At 66.1% G+C, this 16,866-nt stretch carries 20 protein-coding genes; 9 read left to right on the forward strand and 11 right to left on the reverse strand.

Going from position 1 to position 16,866, the window contains the following annotated elements; translation table 11 throughout:
- Positions 1-26: 26 nt before the first annotated feature.
- Positions 27-635 carry a glutathione S-transferase family protein gene (locus G3A50_RS02790; protein WP_163073838.1) on the forward strand — a complete coding sequence of 203 codons (609 nt, stop codon included), beginning with the start codon at positions 27-29 and terminating at the stop codon, positions 633-635.
- A gap of 105 nt (positions 636-740) precedes the next feature.
- Here G3A50_RS02790 and G3A50_RS02795 read toward each other — a convergent pair whose 3' ends face one another.
- The 3 genes from G3A50_RS02795 to G3A50_RS02805 form a co-directional block, all read right to left on the reverse strand.
- Complete coding sequence (locus G3A50_RS02795; protein WP_163073839.1) at positions 741-1,385, reverse strand: outer membrane protein; 645 nt, start codon at positions 1,383-1,385, stop codon at positions 741-743.
- A 194-nt stretch (positions 1,386-1,579) separates the two neighbouring features.
- Positions 1,580-1,759 (reverse strand): hypothetical protein, encoded by a 180-nt coding sequence (locus G3A50_RS02800; protein ID WP_163073840.1) that lies wholly within the window; start codon positions 1,757-1,759, stop codon positions 1,580-1,582.
- A 26-nt stretch (positions 1,760-1,785) separates the two neighbouring features.
- Entirely contained in the window at positions 1,786-2,397 is a 612-nt protein-coding gene (locus G3A50_RS02805) for an outer membrane protein (RefSeq protein WP_163073841.1), read from the reverse strand.
- Positions 2,398-2,802: 405 nt separating this feature from the next.
- On the opposite strand from G3A50_RS02805, the gene G3A50_RS02810 reads away from it, so the two are divergent.
- Entirely contained in the window at positions 2,803-3,585 is a 783-nt protein-coding gene (locus G3A50_RS02810; protein ID WP_163073842.1) for an SDR family oxidoreductase, read from the forward strand.
- 90 nt (positions 3,586-3,675) lie between these two features.
- On the opposite strand, the gene G3A50_RS02815 is transcribed toward G3A50_RS02810, so the two are convergent.
- Positions 3,676-4,611 (reverse strand): DMT family transporter, encoded by a 936-nt coding sequence (locus tag G3A50_RS02815; RefSeq protein ID WP_163073843.1) that lies wholly within the window; start codon positions 4,609-4,611, stop codon positions 3,676-3,678.
- A 147-nt stretch (positions 4,612-4,758) separates the two neighbouring features.
- On the reverse strand, positions 4,759-5,577 hold the full coding sequence (locus G3A50_RS02820) for an FkbM family methyltransferase (RefSeq protein WP_246252083.1): 819 nt from the start codon (positions 5,575-5,577) through the stop codon (positions 4,759-4,761).
- A 139-nt stretch (positions 5,578-5,716) separates the two neighbouring features.
- Between G3A50_RS02820 and uvrC the strand changes: the two genes are divergently transcribed.
- From uvrC to G3A50_RS02840, 4 genes are all read left to right on the forward strand, one after another.
- Complete coding sequence (gene uvrC / locus G3A50_RS02825) at positions 5,717-7,807, forward strand: excinuclease ABC subunit UvrC (protein ID WP_163073844.1); 2,091 nt, start codon at positions 5,717-5,719, stop codon at positions 7,805-7,807.
- 190 nt (positions 7,808-7,997) lie between these two features.
- Positions 7,998-8,591 carry a CDP-diacylglycerol--glycerol-3-phosphate 3-phosphatidyltransferase gene (gene pgsA / locus G3A50_RS02830; RefSeq protein WP_210255269.1) on the forward strand — a complete coding sequence of 198 codons (594 nt, stop codon included), beginning with the start codon at positions 7,998-8,000 and terminating at the stop codon, positions 8,589-8,591.
- Entirely contained in the window at positions 8,588-8,839 is a 252-nt protein-coding gene (moaD, locus tag G3A50_RS02835) for a molybdopterin converting factor subunit 1 (RefSeq protein ID WP_163073845.1), read from the forward strand. The genes pgsA and moaD overlap by 4 nt, the downstream gene beginning before the upstream one ends.
- Positions 8,840-8,877: 38 nt before the next feature.
- The gene (locus G3A50_RS02840) at positions 8,878-9,336 is read left to right on the forward strand and encodes a molybdenum cofactor biosynthesis protein MoaE (RefSeq protein WP_163073846.1); all 459 of its coding nucleotides are present in this window, start codon (positions 8,878-8,880) and stop codon (positions 9,334-9,336) included.
- A gap of 68 nt (positions 9,337-9,404) precedes the next feature.
- Here G3A50_RS02840 and G3A50_RS02845 read toward each other — a convergent pair whose 3' ends face one another.
- Positions 9,405-10,292 (reverse strand): branched-chain amino acid aminotransferase, encoded by an 888-nt coding sequence (locus G3A50_RS02845; protein WP_163073847.1) that lies wholly within the window; start codon positions 10,290-10,292, stop codon positions 9,405-9,407.
- A gap of 246 nt (positions 10,293-10,538) precedes the next feature.
- Here G3A50_RS02845 and G3A50_RS02850 point away from each other — a divergent pair, with 246 nt between their 5' ends.
- From G3A50_RS02850 to G3A50_RS02860, 3 genes are all read left to right on the forward strand, one after another.
- Positions 10,539-11,123: a MarR family winged helix-turn-helix transcriptional regulator gene (locus tag G3A50_RS02850; protein ID WP_163073848.1), complete on the forward strand. Its 585-nt coding sequence runs from the start codon at positions 10,539-10,541 to the stop codon at positions 11,121-11,123.
- Between the two features lie 12 nt (positions 11,124-11,135).
- A complete protein-coding gene (locus G3A50_RS02855) occupies positions 11,136-11,870 on the forward strand; it encodes a response regulator (protein WP_163073849.1) in 735 nt (244 codons plus the stop codon).
- Between the two features lie 62 nt (positions 11,871-11,932).
- A complete protein-coding gene (locus G3A50_RS02860; protein WP_163077237.1) occupies positions 11,933-13,288 on the forward strand; it encodes an ATP-binding protein in 1,356 nt (451 codons plus the stop codon).
- 6 nt (positions 13,289-13,294) lie between these two features.
- Here G3A50_RS02860 and G3A50_RS02865 read toward each other — a convergent pair whose 3' ends face one another.
- The 5 genes from G3A50_RS02865 to G3A50_RS02885 all read right to left on the reverse strand — a co-directional run bounded on the left by G3A50_RS02865 (position 13,295) and on the right by G3A50_RS02885 (position 16,702).
- Complete coding sequence (locus G3A50_RS02865) at positions 13,295-13,927, reverse strand: LysE family translocator (RefSeq protein WP_163073850.1); 633 nt, start codon at positions 13,925-13,927, stop codon at positions 13,295-13,297.
- Between the two features lie 31 nt (positions 13,928-13,958).
- Entirely contained in the window at positions 13,959-14,312 is a 354-nt protein-coding gene (locus G3A50_RS02870; protein WP_163073851.1) for a tRNA-binding protein, read from the reverse strand.
- A gap of 107 nt (positions 14,313-14,419) precedes the next feature.
- Positions 14,420-15,124 carry a TetR/AcrR family transcriptional regulator gene (locus tag G3A50_RS02875; RefSeq protein WP_163077239.1) on the reverse strand — a complete coding sequence of 235 codons (705 nt, stop codon included), beginning with the start codon at positions 15,122-15,124 and terminating at the stop codon, positions 14,420-14,422.
- Positions 15,125-15,209: 85 nt separating this feature from the next.
- On the reverse strand, positions 15,210-16,034 hold the full coding sequence (proC, locus tag G3A50_RS02880) for a pyrroline-5-carboxylate reductase (protein WP_163073852.1): 825 nt from the start codon (positions 16,032-16,034) through the stop codon (positions 15,210-15,212).
- Positions 16,035-16,204: 170 nt separating this feature from the next.
- Complete coding sequence (locus tag G3A50_RS02885) at positions 16,205-16,702, reverse strand: type III secretion system chaperone family protein (protein ID WP_163073853.1); 498 nt, start codon at positions 16,700-16,702, stop codon at positions 16,205-16,207.
- Positions 16,703-16,866 lie beyond the last annotated feature (164 nt).

The raw sequence follows: 16,866 nt of genomic DNA on the forward strand, positions 1-16,866 counted from the left end.
CCCTGCCATCGCTTGCGAAGCGTGTCATGAAGCTACGTTCCTCACCCGCCTCCCCCTTCGGTCGCAAGGCGAAAATCGCGGCGGCGCTCTGTGGCGTCCCGGTCGATATCGAGCCTACCGACACCACGGATCCCAACGATTCCGTGCGTGAGCAGAACCCGCTGGGCAAGATTCCCGTGCTGCTGCGCGCAGACGCCGCCCCGCTTTTCGATTCCCGCGTGATCGTCGAGTTCTTCGATGCCGAAGCCGGCGGCGGCTGCATCATTCCATCCAGCGGCGAAGCCCGCTTCTCGGCCCTGACCGCGCAGGCCCTGGCCGATGGCCTGATGGATGCGGCACTGCTTCAGGTCTATGAGGCACGTTTCCGGCCCGAGGAAATCCGCAGCCCCAGCTGGGTCGCGAGCCAGGCCGGCAAGGTGGAACGAGCGATGAAGGCGTTCGAGGCGGCCCCGCCGGCGGCCGGCGGTGTCTCGGCCCCCGCCAATATCGGCGAAATCACGCTCGCCTGTGCGCTGGGCTATCTCGACCTGCGCTTTGCGGGCGCGTGGCGGGCGCAATACCCCGCCCTCCTGGACTGGCTGAACAGCTTCGCCGCACGCGTGCCCGCTTTCGAGGCAACGCGGCCGCCCGGCTGAGGCCTGCCCTCAAAACCCGAGACCGCTTAAAAACGAAAGGCCCCGGACGTTTCCGCCCGGGGCCTTCGCGATCCGATCGATCGGCGGCCCCTTGGGGCCGGCGCATCAGAACTTGTAGTTCACGCCAGCGCGCACGACGCTCGCGGTCAGGCCGCTCTTGACGCCGATGCTGTCGTAGTAGTCCTCGCCGAGGTCCATGTAGAGGTACTCGGCCTTGACGGTCCAGTTGTTCGTCAGGGCGTACTCGACGCCGCCGCCGACCGTCCAGCCAACAGCCGTGTTGTCGGAGGTCAGGCCAGTGATCTCGTTCTTGACCTCGTTGTGGCCCCAGGCGAGACCGCCGGTGACGTAGGGCAGAACGTTGTCGAACGCGTAGCCGAGGCGGGCGCGCACGGTGCCGAAATAGTCCATCTTCGACTCATAGCCGAAGGCGTTGTCCTTGATGTCCGAGCCCTGGAAGTCAGCCTCGGCGCCCAGCACGACATTGTTGCCGAGCTGGTAGTTCACGCCGATCTGGCCGCCACCGAGGAAGCCATCGGGGTCAAGGCCGTACGTCGAAGCGCCGCCCTCGCCCGAACCCCAGGCGTAGCCGGCGTTGGCACCGAGATAGAAGCCCGTCCAGGTGAAGGCCGGCTCGGCGACTACCACCGGGGCCTTGGTCGGATAGGGCTGCGGCAAGTCAGCGGCGAAAGCCGGGGCCGCGACCAGGAGGGCAGCAGCGGCCATGCCCGAGCGGATGATCGTATTCATAGGGTACTCTCCGAGCGACAACAAAACTGGCATTCAGCCAAGCTCGGAGGTGAGATAGGCGGCCAGATAGGCATGTCGAGGGCCAGATTGCGGCGAAATCAGTCTGCATCTCACCGCGATCCGCGCCCCGTTCGGCGCGAAACGCGGCGAAACCCGGCATGGATGCTGACTCTTCGGCGGTAAATTCCGCTGCGTCAAATCGCGATTGAACGCAACAATTTCGCCATGATCGACATGCGAATGCGTTTAGCCTGTTGCCAAAACAGCACAAAATGGGCGTGCACCTCGAAGTTTGGCGCCGAAACCGGCCGGCGAAATCCAGACGCCAAAACAGAATGGCCGCGACACCCGGCGATTCCGGATGTCGCGGCCATTGACGGTGTTTCAGGCGTACGGCGGATCAGAACTTGTAGTTCACACCCGCGCGCAGCATGTTCGTGGTCAGGCCGACGTCGAGCGGGCCGCTGATGGTGTTGTAGGTCTCCGAGCCCATGTCGAGATAGAGATACTCGGCCCGCAGCGTGACATTGTTGCTCACCGCATACTCGCCACCGAAGCCAAGCGTCCAGCCGGTGTGAGTCTTGTCGTCGGAAAGACCGCCGACCTCGTAGGTGCCGCCACCATAGGCGAAACCGCCGGTGCCGTAGATCAGGAACTGATCGACGGCGAAGCCGGCGCGGGCGCGCAGCGTGCCGAAATAGTCAAGCGTGAACACCGAGCTCTCGACGTTCGAATACTGCAGATCGGCCTCGAAGCCGAGCACCAGCGGGCCAGAACCCTGCCAGTTGTAGCCCGCCTGAATACCGCCGACGAAACCGTCCGTGTCCGGCGACCAGTCGGCCGTGCCCCAGCCGTAGCCGGCGTTGGCGCCGAGGTAGAAGCCGGTCCAGGTAAAGGGCATCGCCGCCGCATAGGCGACGGGTTCGGGAGCCGGATAGCCGAGGTCGGCCGCTGCTGCCGGGGCGGAGATCAGGGCCGCAAGGCCCAGACCCGCAAGAATGCTGCGATTCATGGTGCTCTCCTAAAATGTCATGCGGGCACGCCGGGCCCGCCCCGCGAATTCGGATGGCTGACACTCCCATAAATGTATGATCAGAATCTTATGGCATTTAGTAAGAATAAGGTATGCTTAACGCTTCGTTTATTGCCAAATCTGATATTAATACTCTTTGTCTGAGATAGTATAAAAAGACACACTCAAGCTCTTATGTAAGACGCGCGGATATACACTTCGTCTTATGGTTATCGTTTGGTAAAGGTTCGCCCAACTCGCGAAACCGGGCAGCCGGCCACGCGGCGGCGCGCAGGAGGCGATGGCTGAAGATCCGAAGCGATGGTTTTCTCGTAGGGTCAGACAGACTAAACGCATGGCGCGCGCCTATCGCTCCCCCGTGCCTTCAATCGAGAAACAGAGCCCATGCCTGCCACCGGACCGATCGACCCATGCGAAACGCGCCCCGTTGCCCTGGTAACAGGCGGCGCCGTGCGCATTGGCCGGGCGATCTGCCTGGAGCTTGCACGGGCGGGCTATGACATCGCATTGCATGTGCGGCACACAGGTCCCGCAGGCGAGGCCGTGCGGGCGGAGGTCGAGGCGCTCGGCGCGCGCGCTGTCGCCTTGCCGGCGGAGCTTGCCGATGCCGGAGCGGTCGCGGGCCTGCTGCCTGCCGCCATTGAGCAGCTCGGGCCGGTCAGCCTCTTGGTCAACAACGCCTCAGAGTTTCAGCCGGACGGGGTCGGCGACCTCGATCTTGACCGGTGGAACCGGCATTTCGACGCCAATCTGCGGGCGCCGGTCTTCCTCTCCGAAGCCTTCGCCCGGGCTCTACCGGCACCGATGCACGGCGCGATCGTGAACATCATCGACCAGCGCGTGCTCAAGCCGACGCCCAGCTACCTTTCTTATAGTCTGGCCAAGAACGGACTGTGGGCCGCCACCCGCATGCTTGCCCAGGCGCTTGCCCCGCGCATCCGCGTCAATGGTGTAGGCCCGGGGCCGACGCTGGCGAGCGTCCATCAGGATAGTGAAGACTTCGCGCGTCAATGCGCGGCGCTGCCGCTCGGCAGCGGCCCCACGCCGGGGGAGATCGCCGACGCGGTGGTGTTCCTCGCCCGCGCCCGCAGCGTCACCGGGCAGATGATCGCGGTCGATGGCGGCCAGCATCTGGCCTGGCGCACCGCGGACACGGAAACTGACTGAAGCATGTGTTTCGGCGCGTTTTCTTCACGCGAACCGAAACCTACTTCGCTCGAAACGCTCTGGAGCCTGAACCCAAGGACGTGAGTGCCGCTAACGACGGCGCGCATCCGCGATCGAAAAGCCGCCGATCCCCAGCATCACCAGAACGGAACCGGCCAGCTCGATCATCGTGACCTTCTCGCCGAGAAACAGGAAGGCAAGCCCCATGGTCGCCACGGGGCTGACCGTGCCGATCATGGCATTGGCCGCCGGCGGTATCCGCTTGAGCGCCGCGTTCATGAAAAAGGTGGGCAGGACGGTCGCCCCGATCGCGATCATCAGCGCGAGCGTCAGCACGTCGCCGGACACCACCAGGCCTTCGAGCGGGCGCATCAGGGCAAACTGCGCCAGGGACACGATCGACGCCGATGTCATCGCGATGCAGGTGAACAGAGCCGAACCGATGCTGCGCAGCAGGCTGCCAGCGAGAAGCTGGTAGAGGGCGAAACTCAGCGCGGCCATCGCCACGAAGCCGGCGCCGCGCAGCGTGTCGGTTCCGGTGGCGGCGAAGTTCTGCAGGAAGATCACCGCCAGTCCGCAATAGGCAACGGCGAAGGCGAGCAGCGCCCTCGCACGGATCGGCTGGCGGAACAGCAAAGCTCCCAGCAGCACCACAAAGAGTGGATAGGTGAACAGAATGAGCCGCGCGAAGGAGGCGGAAATGTACTGCAGCCCGAGGAAGTCCGAGTAGCTCGCCAGCCAGTAGCCGAGGGCGCCGACCAGCGCCGAGCGCAGCAGGACACCGCGGGACGGCATCGCCTCCCCGTTGGCCCGCATCCGAAACACCGCGATCGCGCCGATCACCAGATAGAACGGCAGCGCGAACACCATGCGCAACGCCAGCAGCGTCTCCGGGTCGAGCCCGATGCCGTAGGCGATCTTGATGATGATGCCCTTGGAGGCGAACAGGATCGCCCCGGTCGCGCCGAAGAGATAGCCGCTCGGGGAAAAGGCGGGCCTTAGGGCCGGGGCAGCGAGACTGGACATGGAATTGGCACTGAACACAGGGTTGGCGCTGCGCCACACGGCAGCATGGCAAGACCGCAGCTTGGGCGGATCGTCAGCAATAGATCCAAACCGCGCCGAGCGCAGCCGGCTCGCGCGCATGGCTTCCGGCAGAGGCGCGCGCGACAGTCAACCCAATAGGCGTCGTGGGGTCCAGCCCTGGAAGCGCTCCTTGACGCTTGGGCGTGCGATGAAGAGGAAGTTGTTGATGTAGCCGAACGGCTCACGCGCGGCCGTGCCCGCCGCGTTCAACGCTCCGATGTTCTGATGGCGCGCGCGATCGAAGGTCTCGATCGGGTGCAGGCCATCGGCAAGCGCGAAGAAGCCCTCATAGCCAAGCGGCTCCAGCATGGCTCTCATCGAAGCCACGGCTTCCGGGCGATGCCGCTCCTCGGCCTCCACAAGCAGCGTCGGCCGGCTGCTCGCGATCAACCCGGCAGCGCCGTCCAGAACCTTCTGTTCATGCCCCTCGACGTCGATCTTGATGAAATCGACGGGGCCCTCGACAAAGCTGTCGAGACGGACGGCCCGGATCATCAGTTTATCCACCGGAACATCGGCCGCGATCGCCCGGCCGTCGACCGTGGCAAGCGGAGAAAAGCCGACCGGTATGTGGAGTTCGACCACGCCGTTATCGTCGCTGACCACGCACTCGAACAGCTTCATCCGTCCGGACTTCAGGTCCTTGGCGAAACGGCTTGCCAGGACGCGGCCCATGGCGGGATTCGGCTCGAAGGCAAAAACCTGTGCACCGAGCCGCAGCAGCCAGTAGCTGTAAAGTCCACGATTGGCGCCAACGTCAAACGCGATTTCGCCACGACTGACAACCAAGGGAAGCAGCTGAATCTCACTCAGGGGGTTCTTGCCGACACGCCAGTCCGCCACCAGACTGACCATGCCGAACGCCCACGGCAGATGACTCTCACCCGCCGCTCTTAGCGATACCACCACGCACACCCCTTTTCCTGCCTCTGCCTCGGCAAGCTCCCCGGCCGAACATCTAGCATATTGTTTCGAATTTCATAGTAATTTTAATCAGGATGCCCACCCCCTGTTCCCACGTAATTGGAATCCGTATCTAGAGAGCATGAACGGACCGAACCGAGACCTTCCCGAGCCGGAAAACGATATCACTGATGACGCCGAGGAGGCAGCCGTCGCCGCGTCGGAAGACGACCGCGCGCTCGTTGACGACGCCGAGGACAGTGAACCCGCGCCCGGCTCGCTCGCCATGGGCCGCGCGGCGATCCTGCGCGCGATCAAGCACGCCCCGAAAGGCCCCGGCGTCTACCGCATGCTCGGGCCGGACGGAACCGTGCTCTATGTCGGCAAGGCCAAGAGCATCGCCAAGCGCATCATCGCCTATACCCGCCCGACCGGCCTCACCGCCCGGATCATGCGCATGGTCGCGGCCACGGCGGAAATGGAGTTCGTCTCCACCGGAACGGAAACCGAGGCGCTGCTGCTTGAGGCCAACCTCATCAAGCAGCTACGGCCGCGCTTCAATGTGCTGCTGCGCGACGACAAGTCGTTTCCCTACATCCTCATCACCCGCGACCATGACGCACCGCAGATTACCAAGCATCGCGGCGCGCGCAGTCGGCCGGGCGACTACTACGGGCCCTTCGCCTCGGTCTGGGCGGTCAACCGCACCATCAACGCGCTGCAGAAGGCCTTCCTGGTGCGGTCCTGCTCCGACAGCTTTTACGAGGCCCGCACCCGCCCCTGCCTGCTGTTCCAGATCAAGCGCTGCTCCGGGCCGTGCACCGGCGAGGTGAGCCATGAGGCCTATGCCGGCTATGTCCGCGAGGCGCGCGATTTCCTGTCCGGCAAGAGCCGGGTGGTGAAGGAGCAACTGGCCCGCGAGATGGAGCTCGCCTCCGACGAACTGGAGTTCGAGCGGGCCGCCGTGCTGCGCGACCGCTTGGCCGCCCTCTCCGCGGTTCAGGGCACGCAGGGCATCAACCCGCGCTCGGTGGAAGAGGCGGACGTCTTCGCCATTCACCAGGAAGGCGGGGCAACCTGCGTGCAGGTGTTCTTCTTTCGCACCGGCCAGAACTGGGGCAACCACGCGCTCTACCCGCGCGCGGATCGTTCGCTCTCCTCCGCCGAGGTTCTGGAGTCCTTCCTCGCCCAGTTTTACGAAGACAAGCCCTGCCCGCGCCTGATCCTGCTCAGCGACGACATCGAGGAGCGCGAATTGCTGGAGGAGGCGCTGTCCACCCGCGCCGGCCACCGCGTCGAGATCGCCGTGCCGCGCCGGGGCGAGAAGCGCGAGCTGGTGGAGCATGCCCTGCAGAATGCACGCGAGGCGCTCGGCCGAAAGCTGGCCGAAAGCGCAAGCCAGGCACGGCTGCTGGGCGAGCTTGCCCGAAGCTTCGACCTCAAGGAGCCCCCCCGGCGCATCGAGGTGTACGACAACAGCCACATCATGGGCACCAATGCCGTTGGCGGCATGATCGTCGCCGGCCCGGAAGGTTTCGCCAAAAGCCAGTACCGCAAGTTCAACATCAAGTCGGCGGATCTCGCCCCGGGCGACGACTACGGCATGATGCGCGAAGTGCTGACGCGGCGGTTCTCCCGGCTACTGCGGGAATCTCCGAAGGCCAAGGCGCAGGCGGAAGCGGAGGCGCCGGTCACTGAAGATCCCAACACCCCGCCCCTCCCCGCCGACGCCATGGAAGACGACGCCGACGAGGCTGTCGTTGAGGCATCCGCCGCCGCCTGGCCCGATCTCGTCCTCATCGACGGCGGCCCCGGTCAGCTCAAGGCGGCGAGCGAGACGCTGTCGGAACTGGGAATCACCGACGTGCCGCTGGTGGGCGTCGCAAAGGGACCGGACCGCGACGCCGGCCGCGAGACATTTTATAGGGAGGGGCGCGCGCCCTTCCGGCTGGAGCCGCGCGACCCGGTGCTCTATTTCGTCCAGCGCCTGCGCGACGAGGCTCACCGTTTCGCGATCGGCTCCCACCGCGCGCGGCGCACCAAGGACATCAGCCGCGCCGGGCTGCAGGAAATTCCCGGTGTCGGACCGACACGCAAACGCGCGCTGCTGCACCATTTCGGCACGCTCAAGGCCATTGAACGCGCCTCGCTCGCCGACCTTGAAGAGGTGGCGGGCGTGAACGCGGCGACCGCGCGCGCGGTCTATGACTTCTTCCATACGAAACCGGGCTGAGGCAGCATGCGGGCGACGGTGCGCCATGGGAAGGTCACAGCGCGGGTCCATGGTGCCGGATCAGAATTGGCGAGACGCATGACGTGGTGAGATTGACGTTAGGCACACGCGTCATTACGTCGAGCTAACGGGAGCCGGCAGCATGGTCGATGTCACCTCCAGCAACGAGACAATCACGGAGCCTGGAAAGGTGAAACGCGGACACGCGCTTGCGCTGCCGAACCTGCTCACCTACGGCCGGTGCATTGCCGTCCCGATGGTGGCCGCCTGCCTGTTCTGGGCGGACATTCTGGCCGGCGGGATGTGGCTTCGCTGGATCGCGCTGGCGATCTACGTCGTCGCGGCGATTACCGACTTCTTCGACGGCTATCTGGCGCGGGTGTGGTCGCAGCAGTCGGCCATCGGGCGCATGCTCGACCCCATCGCCGACAAGCTGCTGGTATCCACCTCGCTGCTGATGCTCGCCTCCGACGGCACCATCCGCGGCTGGTCGCTGTGGGCGGCGGTCGTCATCCTGTGCCGCGAGATCCTGGTGTCGGGGCTGCGCGAATTCCTCGCCGAGCTGCGCGTGAGCGTGCCGGTGACGCGCCTGGCAAAGTGGAAGACCACCGCCCAGCTCGTCGCGGTCGGCGTGCTGCTCGCCGGCCCCGCCGGTGACAAGCTGGCCCCAGGCATCACACTGGTTGGCATCGTGCTGCTGTGGATCGCCGCGCTGCTGACCCTCTACACCGGCTGGGATTATTTCCGGGCCGGAGCGCGCCATCTCATCGAGGACGATGCGTGAAAATTCTTTATTTCGCCTGGGTGCGGGAGCGCATCGGGCTTGAATCCGAGACGGTCGAACCGCCGGCGACGGTCCGGACTGTCGCCGATCTCGCCGGCTGGCTGGCCGCACGCGGCGAAGGTTACGCCCGCGCGTTCGAGAACCCTCGTATCGTGCGCGCCGCGCTCGACCGCCGCCATGCCAAGCCTGACAGCGCCATCGACGGCGTCAATGAGATCGCCTTCTTCCCGCCGATGACCGGCGGCTGAAACCGAAGGCGGGTAGCGAACACGCGGGAGGCCGACCCATGTTCACCGTCCGCATCCAGTCCGAGGATTTCGACGCCTCCGCCGAGGCAAGCGCACTTACGCGCGGGCGCACGGATGTCGGCGCGGTCGTCACCTTTGCCGGCCTGTGCCGCGCCGACGACGCGCCGGGCGGTGCGCCGCTCATCGCGCTGACGCTGGAGCATTATCCCGGCATGGCGGAAGAGGAAATCACCCGCATCGTCACCGAGGCGCGCGGGCGCTGGCCGCTCAGCGGCGCCACCGTGATTCACCGCTTCGGGCGGATGACGCCGGGCGACAACATTGTGCTCGTGGTCACCACCTCCGCCCATCGGGGCGCCGCTTTCGCTGCCGCCGAGTTCCTTATGGACTGGCTGAAGACCCGCGCGCCGTTCTGGAAGCTGGAAGAGCGCGAGGACGCGCAAGACTGGATCGCGGCCAAGGACTCCGACGATGACGCCGCGGGGCGGTGGAGTTGAGGGTCCCATGAAAAAGGCCGCCCCTTCGGGCGGCCTTTTCCTGATCGTTCGAACGTGCCGTCGAAGCCTTATGCCGCCGCCTTCTTGGGCTGCACTTCGGCCATGTAGCTGTCGAACAGCGTCTTGGTGACCGGGCCGGGCTGATAATGACGGCCGGCGATCTCGGACACTGGCGTCACCTCGGCGGCGGTGCCGGTGATGAAGCACTCGTCGAAGCTCTCCAGCTCTTCCGGCATGATCGCGCGCTCGCGCACCTCGATGCCATGGCGCTTGGCCAGCTCGATCACCGTCTGGCGGGTGATGCCGTTCAGGAACGCGTCGGCCTCCGGCGTGTGGATGACGCCGTCCTTGACGAAGAACACGTTGGCACCGGTGCACTCGGCCACGCGCCCGCGCCAGTCCAGCATCAGCGCATCCGAATAGCCTTCGCGTTCGGCGGCATGCTTGGAGATGGTGCAGATCATGTAGAGACCCGCCGCCTTCGAGGTCGAGGGCGCGGTCATCGGGTCCGGACGGCGGTACTTGGCCATGCCGATGCGGATGCCCTTGAGCCGTTCGGCCGGATCGAAATAGCTCGGCCATTCCCACGCCGCGATGGCGAGGTGGATCTGGTTGTTCTGCGCCGAGACACCCATCATGTCGGAACCGCGCCAGGCCACCGGGCGCAGATAGGCATCAACGAGGTTCTGCTTCGCCAGCAGTTCGCGGCAGGCGGCGTTGATCTCGGCGACGCTGTAGGGAATCTCGAAGTCGAGCAGCCGCGCGCTCTCCTTCAGGCGTTCAGTATGCGCGTCGAGCTTGAAAATCTCACCGCCATAGGCGCGCTCGCCCTCGAATACGCAGCTGCCGTAATGCAGACCGTGTGTCAGCACGTGAACCTGGGCATCCTGCCATGGCACGAAAGCGCCATCGAGCCAGATCCAGCCGGTGCGTTTGTCGAAAGGTTCGCTTGCCATGGTTCTATCTCCCGAACAGGTCGCCGGCGCCCATGGTGGCGTCGCGGCCTTCTTGTCCATCAGCATGGCGGCTTCGGCTGTGTTGCGAGAACGCTAAGTTTTGCCTCGCAGCCGAAGTCCCGTTATCTTTCACCGCCTTGTAGGCGGCCAGTCTACATCCCGCTCCGAACCGGGTCGACGGCCTCGCCGAACGATCCTTTCGTGGAGCGGGACATCTCGGTAACGATCATAACGAAAAAAGTCAACATGGCTGACATAAATGTCTCGCTGCCGCCACGTCCGGCAAAGGTCGATTCCGGTGCTCCCGCCCGGCCCTCCACGGCGCCGGAAGCCGGGCCGATGGTCGACCTCATCGAGCTGTTCTTCTTTGCCTACCGTAACTTCGTGAGCGATCCCGACGAGGTTCTGCAGGGCTTCGGCTTCGGGCGCGCCCATCACCGGGTGCTGCATTTCGTCAATCGGCACCCCGGCATGCGCGTCACCGACCTGCTCGACATACTGCGCATCACCAAGCAGAGCCTCGGGCGCGTGCTGCGCGAACTCATCGACCAGGGATTCGTCGACAGCCGCGCCGGTTCGTCCGACCGGCGCCAGCGGCTGCTCTATCTCACGCCCAAGGGTGAGGGCCTGGCGCAGCAGTTCGTGGCCTTGCAGACGCAGCGCATCGCCCGCGCGCTGGCCGAATGCGGCCCGGAATCGCGCGATCATGCCCGCCGCTTTCTTGTCGCCATGATCGACCCGGAAGATCGGGGTGCGATCGAAAAGCTCATAGCCCGCGCCGATCAGGCGGCGGAGACGAGGTCCACTCCCCGCACTCGTCCTGCCGGGTGAAAGAAATACGCGATGCTTGAGGCCAACAGTCCCGAAACGGTGAGAGTCAGCCGGAAAATGCCCGCCGACGACGCCATCCATCTCATGATCGTCGACGACGACCGACGTATCCGTGACCTGCTCTCGCGCTTCCTCTCGGAACACGGCTACCGTGTCACGACGGCGGAATCGGCGGGCGACGCGCGCGCGCGCATGACCGGCCTGACCTTCGACCTGCTCATCCTCGACGTGATGATGCCGGGCGAGAGCGGGTTCGAGCTGGCACGGTCGGTGCGCGTCGATTCCGACGTGCCGATTCTCATGCTCACCGCCCGCTCCGAGCCCGGCGATCGTATCGAAGGACTGGAGATCGGGGCGGACGACTATCTCGCCAAGCCCTTCGAGCCGCGCGAACTGTTGCTGCGCATCGGCAACATCATCAAGCGCTCGGCCACGCCCCCGACCCAGGTCATTGAAAACGTCCGCTTCGGGCCGTTCATGTTTCATCTGGAGCGCGGCGAGCTGACGCGCGAGGGCGAGCCGGTGCGCCTCACCGACCGCGAGCGCGACATGCTGCGCGTCCTCAGCGCCCGCCCCGGCGACACCGTGCCCCGCCAGGCGCTGGTCGCGCCCGGCGTCGCCGCCGGAGATCGCGCGGTGGACGTCCAGGTCAACCGGCTCCGCCGCAAGATCGAGCGAGACCCCGCCAATCCAGCCTATGTGCAGACCGTGCGGGGCGTCGGCTATCGCCTGGTCGTCGCTCCTTGAACCGGGCCCCACTGAACCTGCTCGACGCCCATCTGATCGGTGCCGCCCGCGAGCGGCTGCGGATGACGCAGGCGCGCGTGCGCGAGAACAACGCCCGCTTCGGCGCCTGGTTCAACCGCGTGATGCCGAAGGGCCTTTACGCACGCTCGCTCATCATCATCGTCACGCCGATGGTGATCCTGCAGTCGGTGCTGGCCTTCGTGTTCATGGAGCGGCACTACAATGCGGTGACGCGCCGCCTTTCCGCGGCTGTCTCACAGGACATCACCGCGCTCACCGATCTCGCCGTCACCTTCCCCACGCAGGCTGACCGCGACAAGCTCAAGCAGATCGCGCAATCCGCGATGGGACTGACCATCGATTTCCTGCCGGGCGAGCATCTGCCGCCGCCGGGACCAAAGCCGTTCTTCTCCATTCTCGATTCCCACTTCACCAGCGAGCTGGGCAAACGGCTCAAGCGGCCGTTCTGGACCGACACGGTGGGCAACTCGAACCTCATCGAAGTGCGCGTGCAGTTCGATGACATGGTGATGCGCATCTTTGCCCGGCGCTCGCAGGCTTATCTGTCGAATTCCCACATTTTCCTGGTGTGGATGGTGGGCACCTCGCTGGTGCTGCTCGGCGTCGCCATCGTGTTCCTGCGCAACCAGATCAAACCGATCGAGGCGCTGGCGGACGCGGCCATCGCCTTCGGCAAGGGACGCGATGTCACCGGCTTTCGCCCGCGCGGCGCGCGGGAAGTGCGCGGTGCCGCGCTCGCCTTTCTGGAAATGCGGCGGCGGATCGAGCGCCAGATCGAGCAGCGCACCACGATGCTGGCCGGCGTGAGCCACGACATGCGCACCATCCTCACCCGCTTCAAGCTGGAACTGGCGCTGATCGGCGACAGCCCGGATACGGAAGGGCTGCGCAAGGATGTGGACGAACTCCAGAGCATGCTGGAGGCCTATCTCGCCTTTGCCCGCGACGACACGGCGGGCGAGGCGCCGGCCATTGCCGACATCTCGCGCATCATCGAGGACACCCGCCATAATGCGGAGCGGCAGGGTGCCGATGTCACCGCGCGGTTCGAGGGCGAGCCGATGGTGATGATCCGCCCCGACGCGTTCCGGCGCTGCCTGGCCAATCTCGTCGGCAACGCCCGGCGCCATGGCAAGCGGATCGAGATCACCGGCACGCGCGACGAGCGCTGGCTGACCGTGATTGTGGATGATGACGGGCCCGGCATACCCGCCGCGCGGCGCGAGGACGTGTTCCGCCCGTTCGTGCGGCTCGACGATGCGCGCAATCAGGACGCCGGGGGCTCCGGTCTCGGCCTCACCATCGCTCGCGACGCCGCCCGTGCCCATGGCGGCGATGTGAGCCTTGGCGAAAGCCCGATGGGCGGGTTGCGGGCACTGGTGCGAATTCCGGTGTGAGCCTGTTCACCCGCGCTGAAGGGCGAGCCGCGCGCCGAGCCCGATCAGCACGCTGCCGCCAAGACGGCCCGCCCACTGACGCAACAGGCCCGAACCGCGCAGACGGCGCGTGATCGCCCCCGCCATCATCACGCAGACTAGGTCGGCGGAGGTGAATATCAGGTTCACCGCCGTGCCCAGCACAAGCAGTTGCAGCCAGAGGGGAAACGCCGCGCGGGTATCGGTGAACTGGGGCAGGAAGGCGAGGAAGAAGATCGCCGTCTTGGGATTGAGCACCTCCACCGCGATGCTCTGCATGAAGGCCCGCCGCGCCGAGCGCTCACCGGCAGGCGCGCCGGGCGCACCTGCCTCCCCCGAACCGCGAAACATGCCGAAGCCGAGCCACACCAGATAGACCGCGCCGGAGAGCTTAACCGCCAGATAGAGCAGCGGCACCGCCTCGAACAGAACCGAAAGCCCGAGCGCTGCGGCGATCACATGCGCGTAGCCGCCCAGATGAATGCCGAGCGCCGCCATCAGCCCCGCCCGCCGTCCGCGCGCGATGGTCTGCGCGGAAGCGTAAAGCATCGCGGGACCGGGAACGTAGGCATAGATCACGCTTGCGCCGGCAAAGGCGAGCAGCAGTTCCAGCGATGGCATGGCGCTCTACCTCGTCGCGGGTGCCAGCCACTCAGAACAGGCGCGCCCCGTTGGGCACCTCGGTATCCGGCTTGAACAGCACCACCGCGCCGTCCTCGTCTGGGAAGCCGAGCGTGAGCACTTCCGACATGATCGGGCCGATCTGGCGCGAGGGGAAGTTCACCACCGCCGCGACCTGCCGCCCCACAAGATCCTCCGGTGCGTAGTGCACCGTGATCTGGGCCGAGGACTTCTTGCAGCCGATATGCGGGCCGAAATCGATCAGCAGCTTGATCGCCGGCTTGCGCGCTTCGGGAAACGGCTCGGCCTGAATGATCGTACCGACCCTGATGTCGATCTTCAGAAAATCGGCGAACGAAATCTGCTCCAACGGGGCCAGGCTCACGGGCATCTCCTCACCTTGAATGTCGCGCCGGGCTACTCCGTGTCGCCCGGCGTCTTGCCCGCAGTATCGCCGCGTTCCGGCGGCGGCAAGCTCATGCTACGGGAGGCTCAGGCCGCGGCGGGTTCTTGCGGCGCCGGCCCCGCATAGGGTGCCGCCCGTTCCGCGCGCCGGCCGCCGCAGGTCGCAAGGACACAGAGATTGCCCAGCAGCCCCAGCGCCCGCTCGCCCTTGGCAAGCTCGCGGTCGAGCACCGACATGGTCTTGGCAAGGCCGGGATCCTCGTCGCGCAGGAAGGTTTCCAGCACGCGGGCCTGCACCAGCGCCAGCCCCTGCGCGCGCGCCGCGCCCTTCAGGCCGGCGGTGTCGATCTTCGCCGCGGCCAGCATCCACTGCGCCGAACGCACGGCCTGCTTGTTGAGCGCGAGGGCGAAGAACGGGTTCCGGCGCACGGATTTCAGCAGCGAGCGCAGGGCATCCTTGTGCGGGGCGAGCACATCCAGGCGGCGCATCACCACATCGAACACTCGGTCGCGGGCTGGCTGATCGGCCATCGCCTCGTCGCCCTCGGCCGCGACGCCCGCGAGCACCTTGCGGTCAACGTCGCGAATGAAGGTGGAAAGCATGTCGAAGGTCGAGCCGAAGGCCGCGCGCAGCTCGGCGAGCGAGACCCCGGCGCGCGTCGCCACGTCGGAAAGGCCGATGCGCTCGAACGAGCGCTCGGAAAGCAGCGCCAGAAAGCCGTCGAGTATCCTGCCGCGCGGGTCGTCCGCCTTGGCTGTGGCGTCGGCCGTCGTTCCGGGAGTTTGCGTCATCATGACCTCCTGATCTCAACAGAGCCCCATGCCAACTTAGGACTCGCGAGCCTTCAGGTGAAGGGCGATCCGCTGCAAGCCGGCGTTACCCCGCAAGCTCGCGCGAGCGGCGCGCCGCCGCCACGACCGCATCCGCGAGCAGCGGGCCGAAGCCGCGTTCCTCGTCCATCAGCACCGCAAGAGCCGCCGCCGTGGTGCCATTGGGTGACGTCACATTGCGACGAAGCTGCGCCGGGTCGATGCCTGAACGCCGCATCAGTTCGCCCGCGCCGGAAACGGTGGCGCGCGCCAGCCGGTCGGCCATGTCGGGGGGCAGGCCAGCCTGCGCGCCCGCCGCCGCCAGCGCCTCGGCGAGCAGGAACACATAGGCCGGACCGGAACCGGAAACGGCCGTGGCAACGTCGATCAGCGCCTCGTCCTCGACCCACTCGACACCGCCCGTGGCGCGCAGCAGCGCATCGGCGATGCTGGCCTGTCCCTCGCTCACCGCCGCATTGGCCACGGCGACGGTCACGCCTCGGCCGATGGCGGCCGGCGTGTTGGGAATCGAGCGCACCACGGGCTGTCCGGGTGCGAAGGCCGCTTCGAGAAAGCCGAGCGTGCGGCCCGCCATGACGGAGACGATCAGCGTATCGGGACTGGCGAGCGGGGCGACGCGGGCGAGCACGTCGGGCGCCACCTGCGGCTTCACGGCCAGCACCATAACGGCCGGCGGGCCACCATTGAGCGGGTTCAGCGCCACGCCGCGCGCGGCCAGCATGCTGGCGACCTCCGGCGGCGGGCCGGGATCGATGACGGCCGCCTTCGCCGGTTCCAGACCGAGGTCGAGCCAGCCTTCCAGCATGGCGCCGCCCATCTTGCCGGCACCGACCAGCATGACGCGCCCGGGAATGTCGGAAAGTGTGGCCATGATCATCCCTCCTGAAGCCCACGCGCCCCCGGCGCGGGTGCCTTCACACCAACGTGCCCGGACTTGTGCCGGGGGCCCGCGGTTTTGGCAATGGGGAGGGGTTCACGAGGGGAGCGCGGGCGGCTGCCGCGGCCGAAGGGCCGTCAGCGTCCGCCCGCGTCATGGGGGCGTCAGGCCTCGCCGACGGTCTCGAACAGCGTCGCGTCCATCGCCTCGCGCGCGGTCTTTCCGGCCCAGACCACGAACTGGAAAGCCGGGAAATAGCGTTCGACGGCCTCGATGGCGCATTCCATCAGAACCTCGCACTGCCGGTCGGTGGCCTCCGCACCGGCCAGCAGCAGGGCGTGACGGAACATGATCACGCCTTCCTTGGACCACAGGTCGAAATGGCCGATCCACATCTGCTCGTTGATCAGCGAGAGCAGGCGCAGGACCTCGGTCTTGCGTTTTTCCGGCACCTTGAGGTCGAAGGCGCAGGCGACGTGGAGCGCTTCAACCTCATCCATCCACTGGAACGACACATGGCAGTCGGTCCACCGGCCTTCCAGGGAGATGGTGATCTCGTCTTCCGCCGACCGCTCGAAAGCCCATTCATTGAGCGCCGCCATCCGCTCGATCTGATCAAGCGGATTGAGGCGAGTGTCGGTTTCGAAGTCAGTATAGGTCATGCTGGACCTCGCAAGAATGGGCGCGAAACGGATCGACGTGCCAGGAATGAAGAAACGCTGCGGGGCGTGGCGCGCGATGGAATGGCTCGCGACAAGCGCCCTGCGTGCGGTCCTGACCGTATCGTGCCCCTCGGGCGCTGCTTGGCCGGCCTTCCGGCTGGAAG

It is taken from the genome of Ancylobacter pratisalsi, assembly GCF_010669125.1.
Classification (GTDB): domain Bacteria; phylum Pseudomonadota; class Alphaproteobacteria; order Rhizobiales; family Xanthobacteraceae; genus Ancylobacter; species Ancylobacter pratisalsi.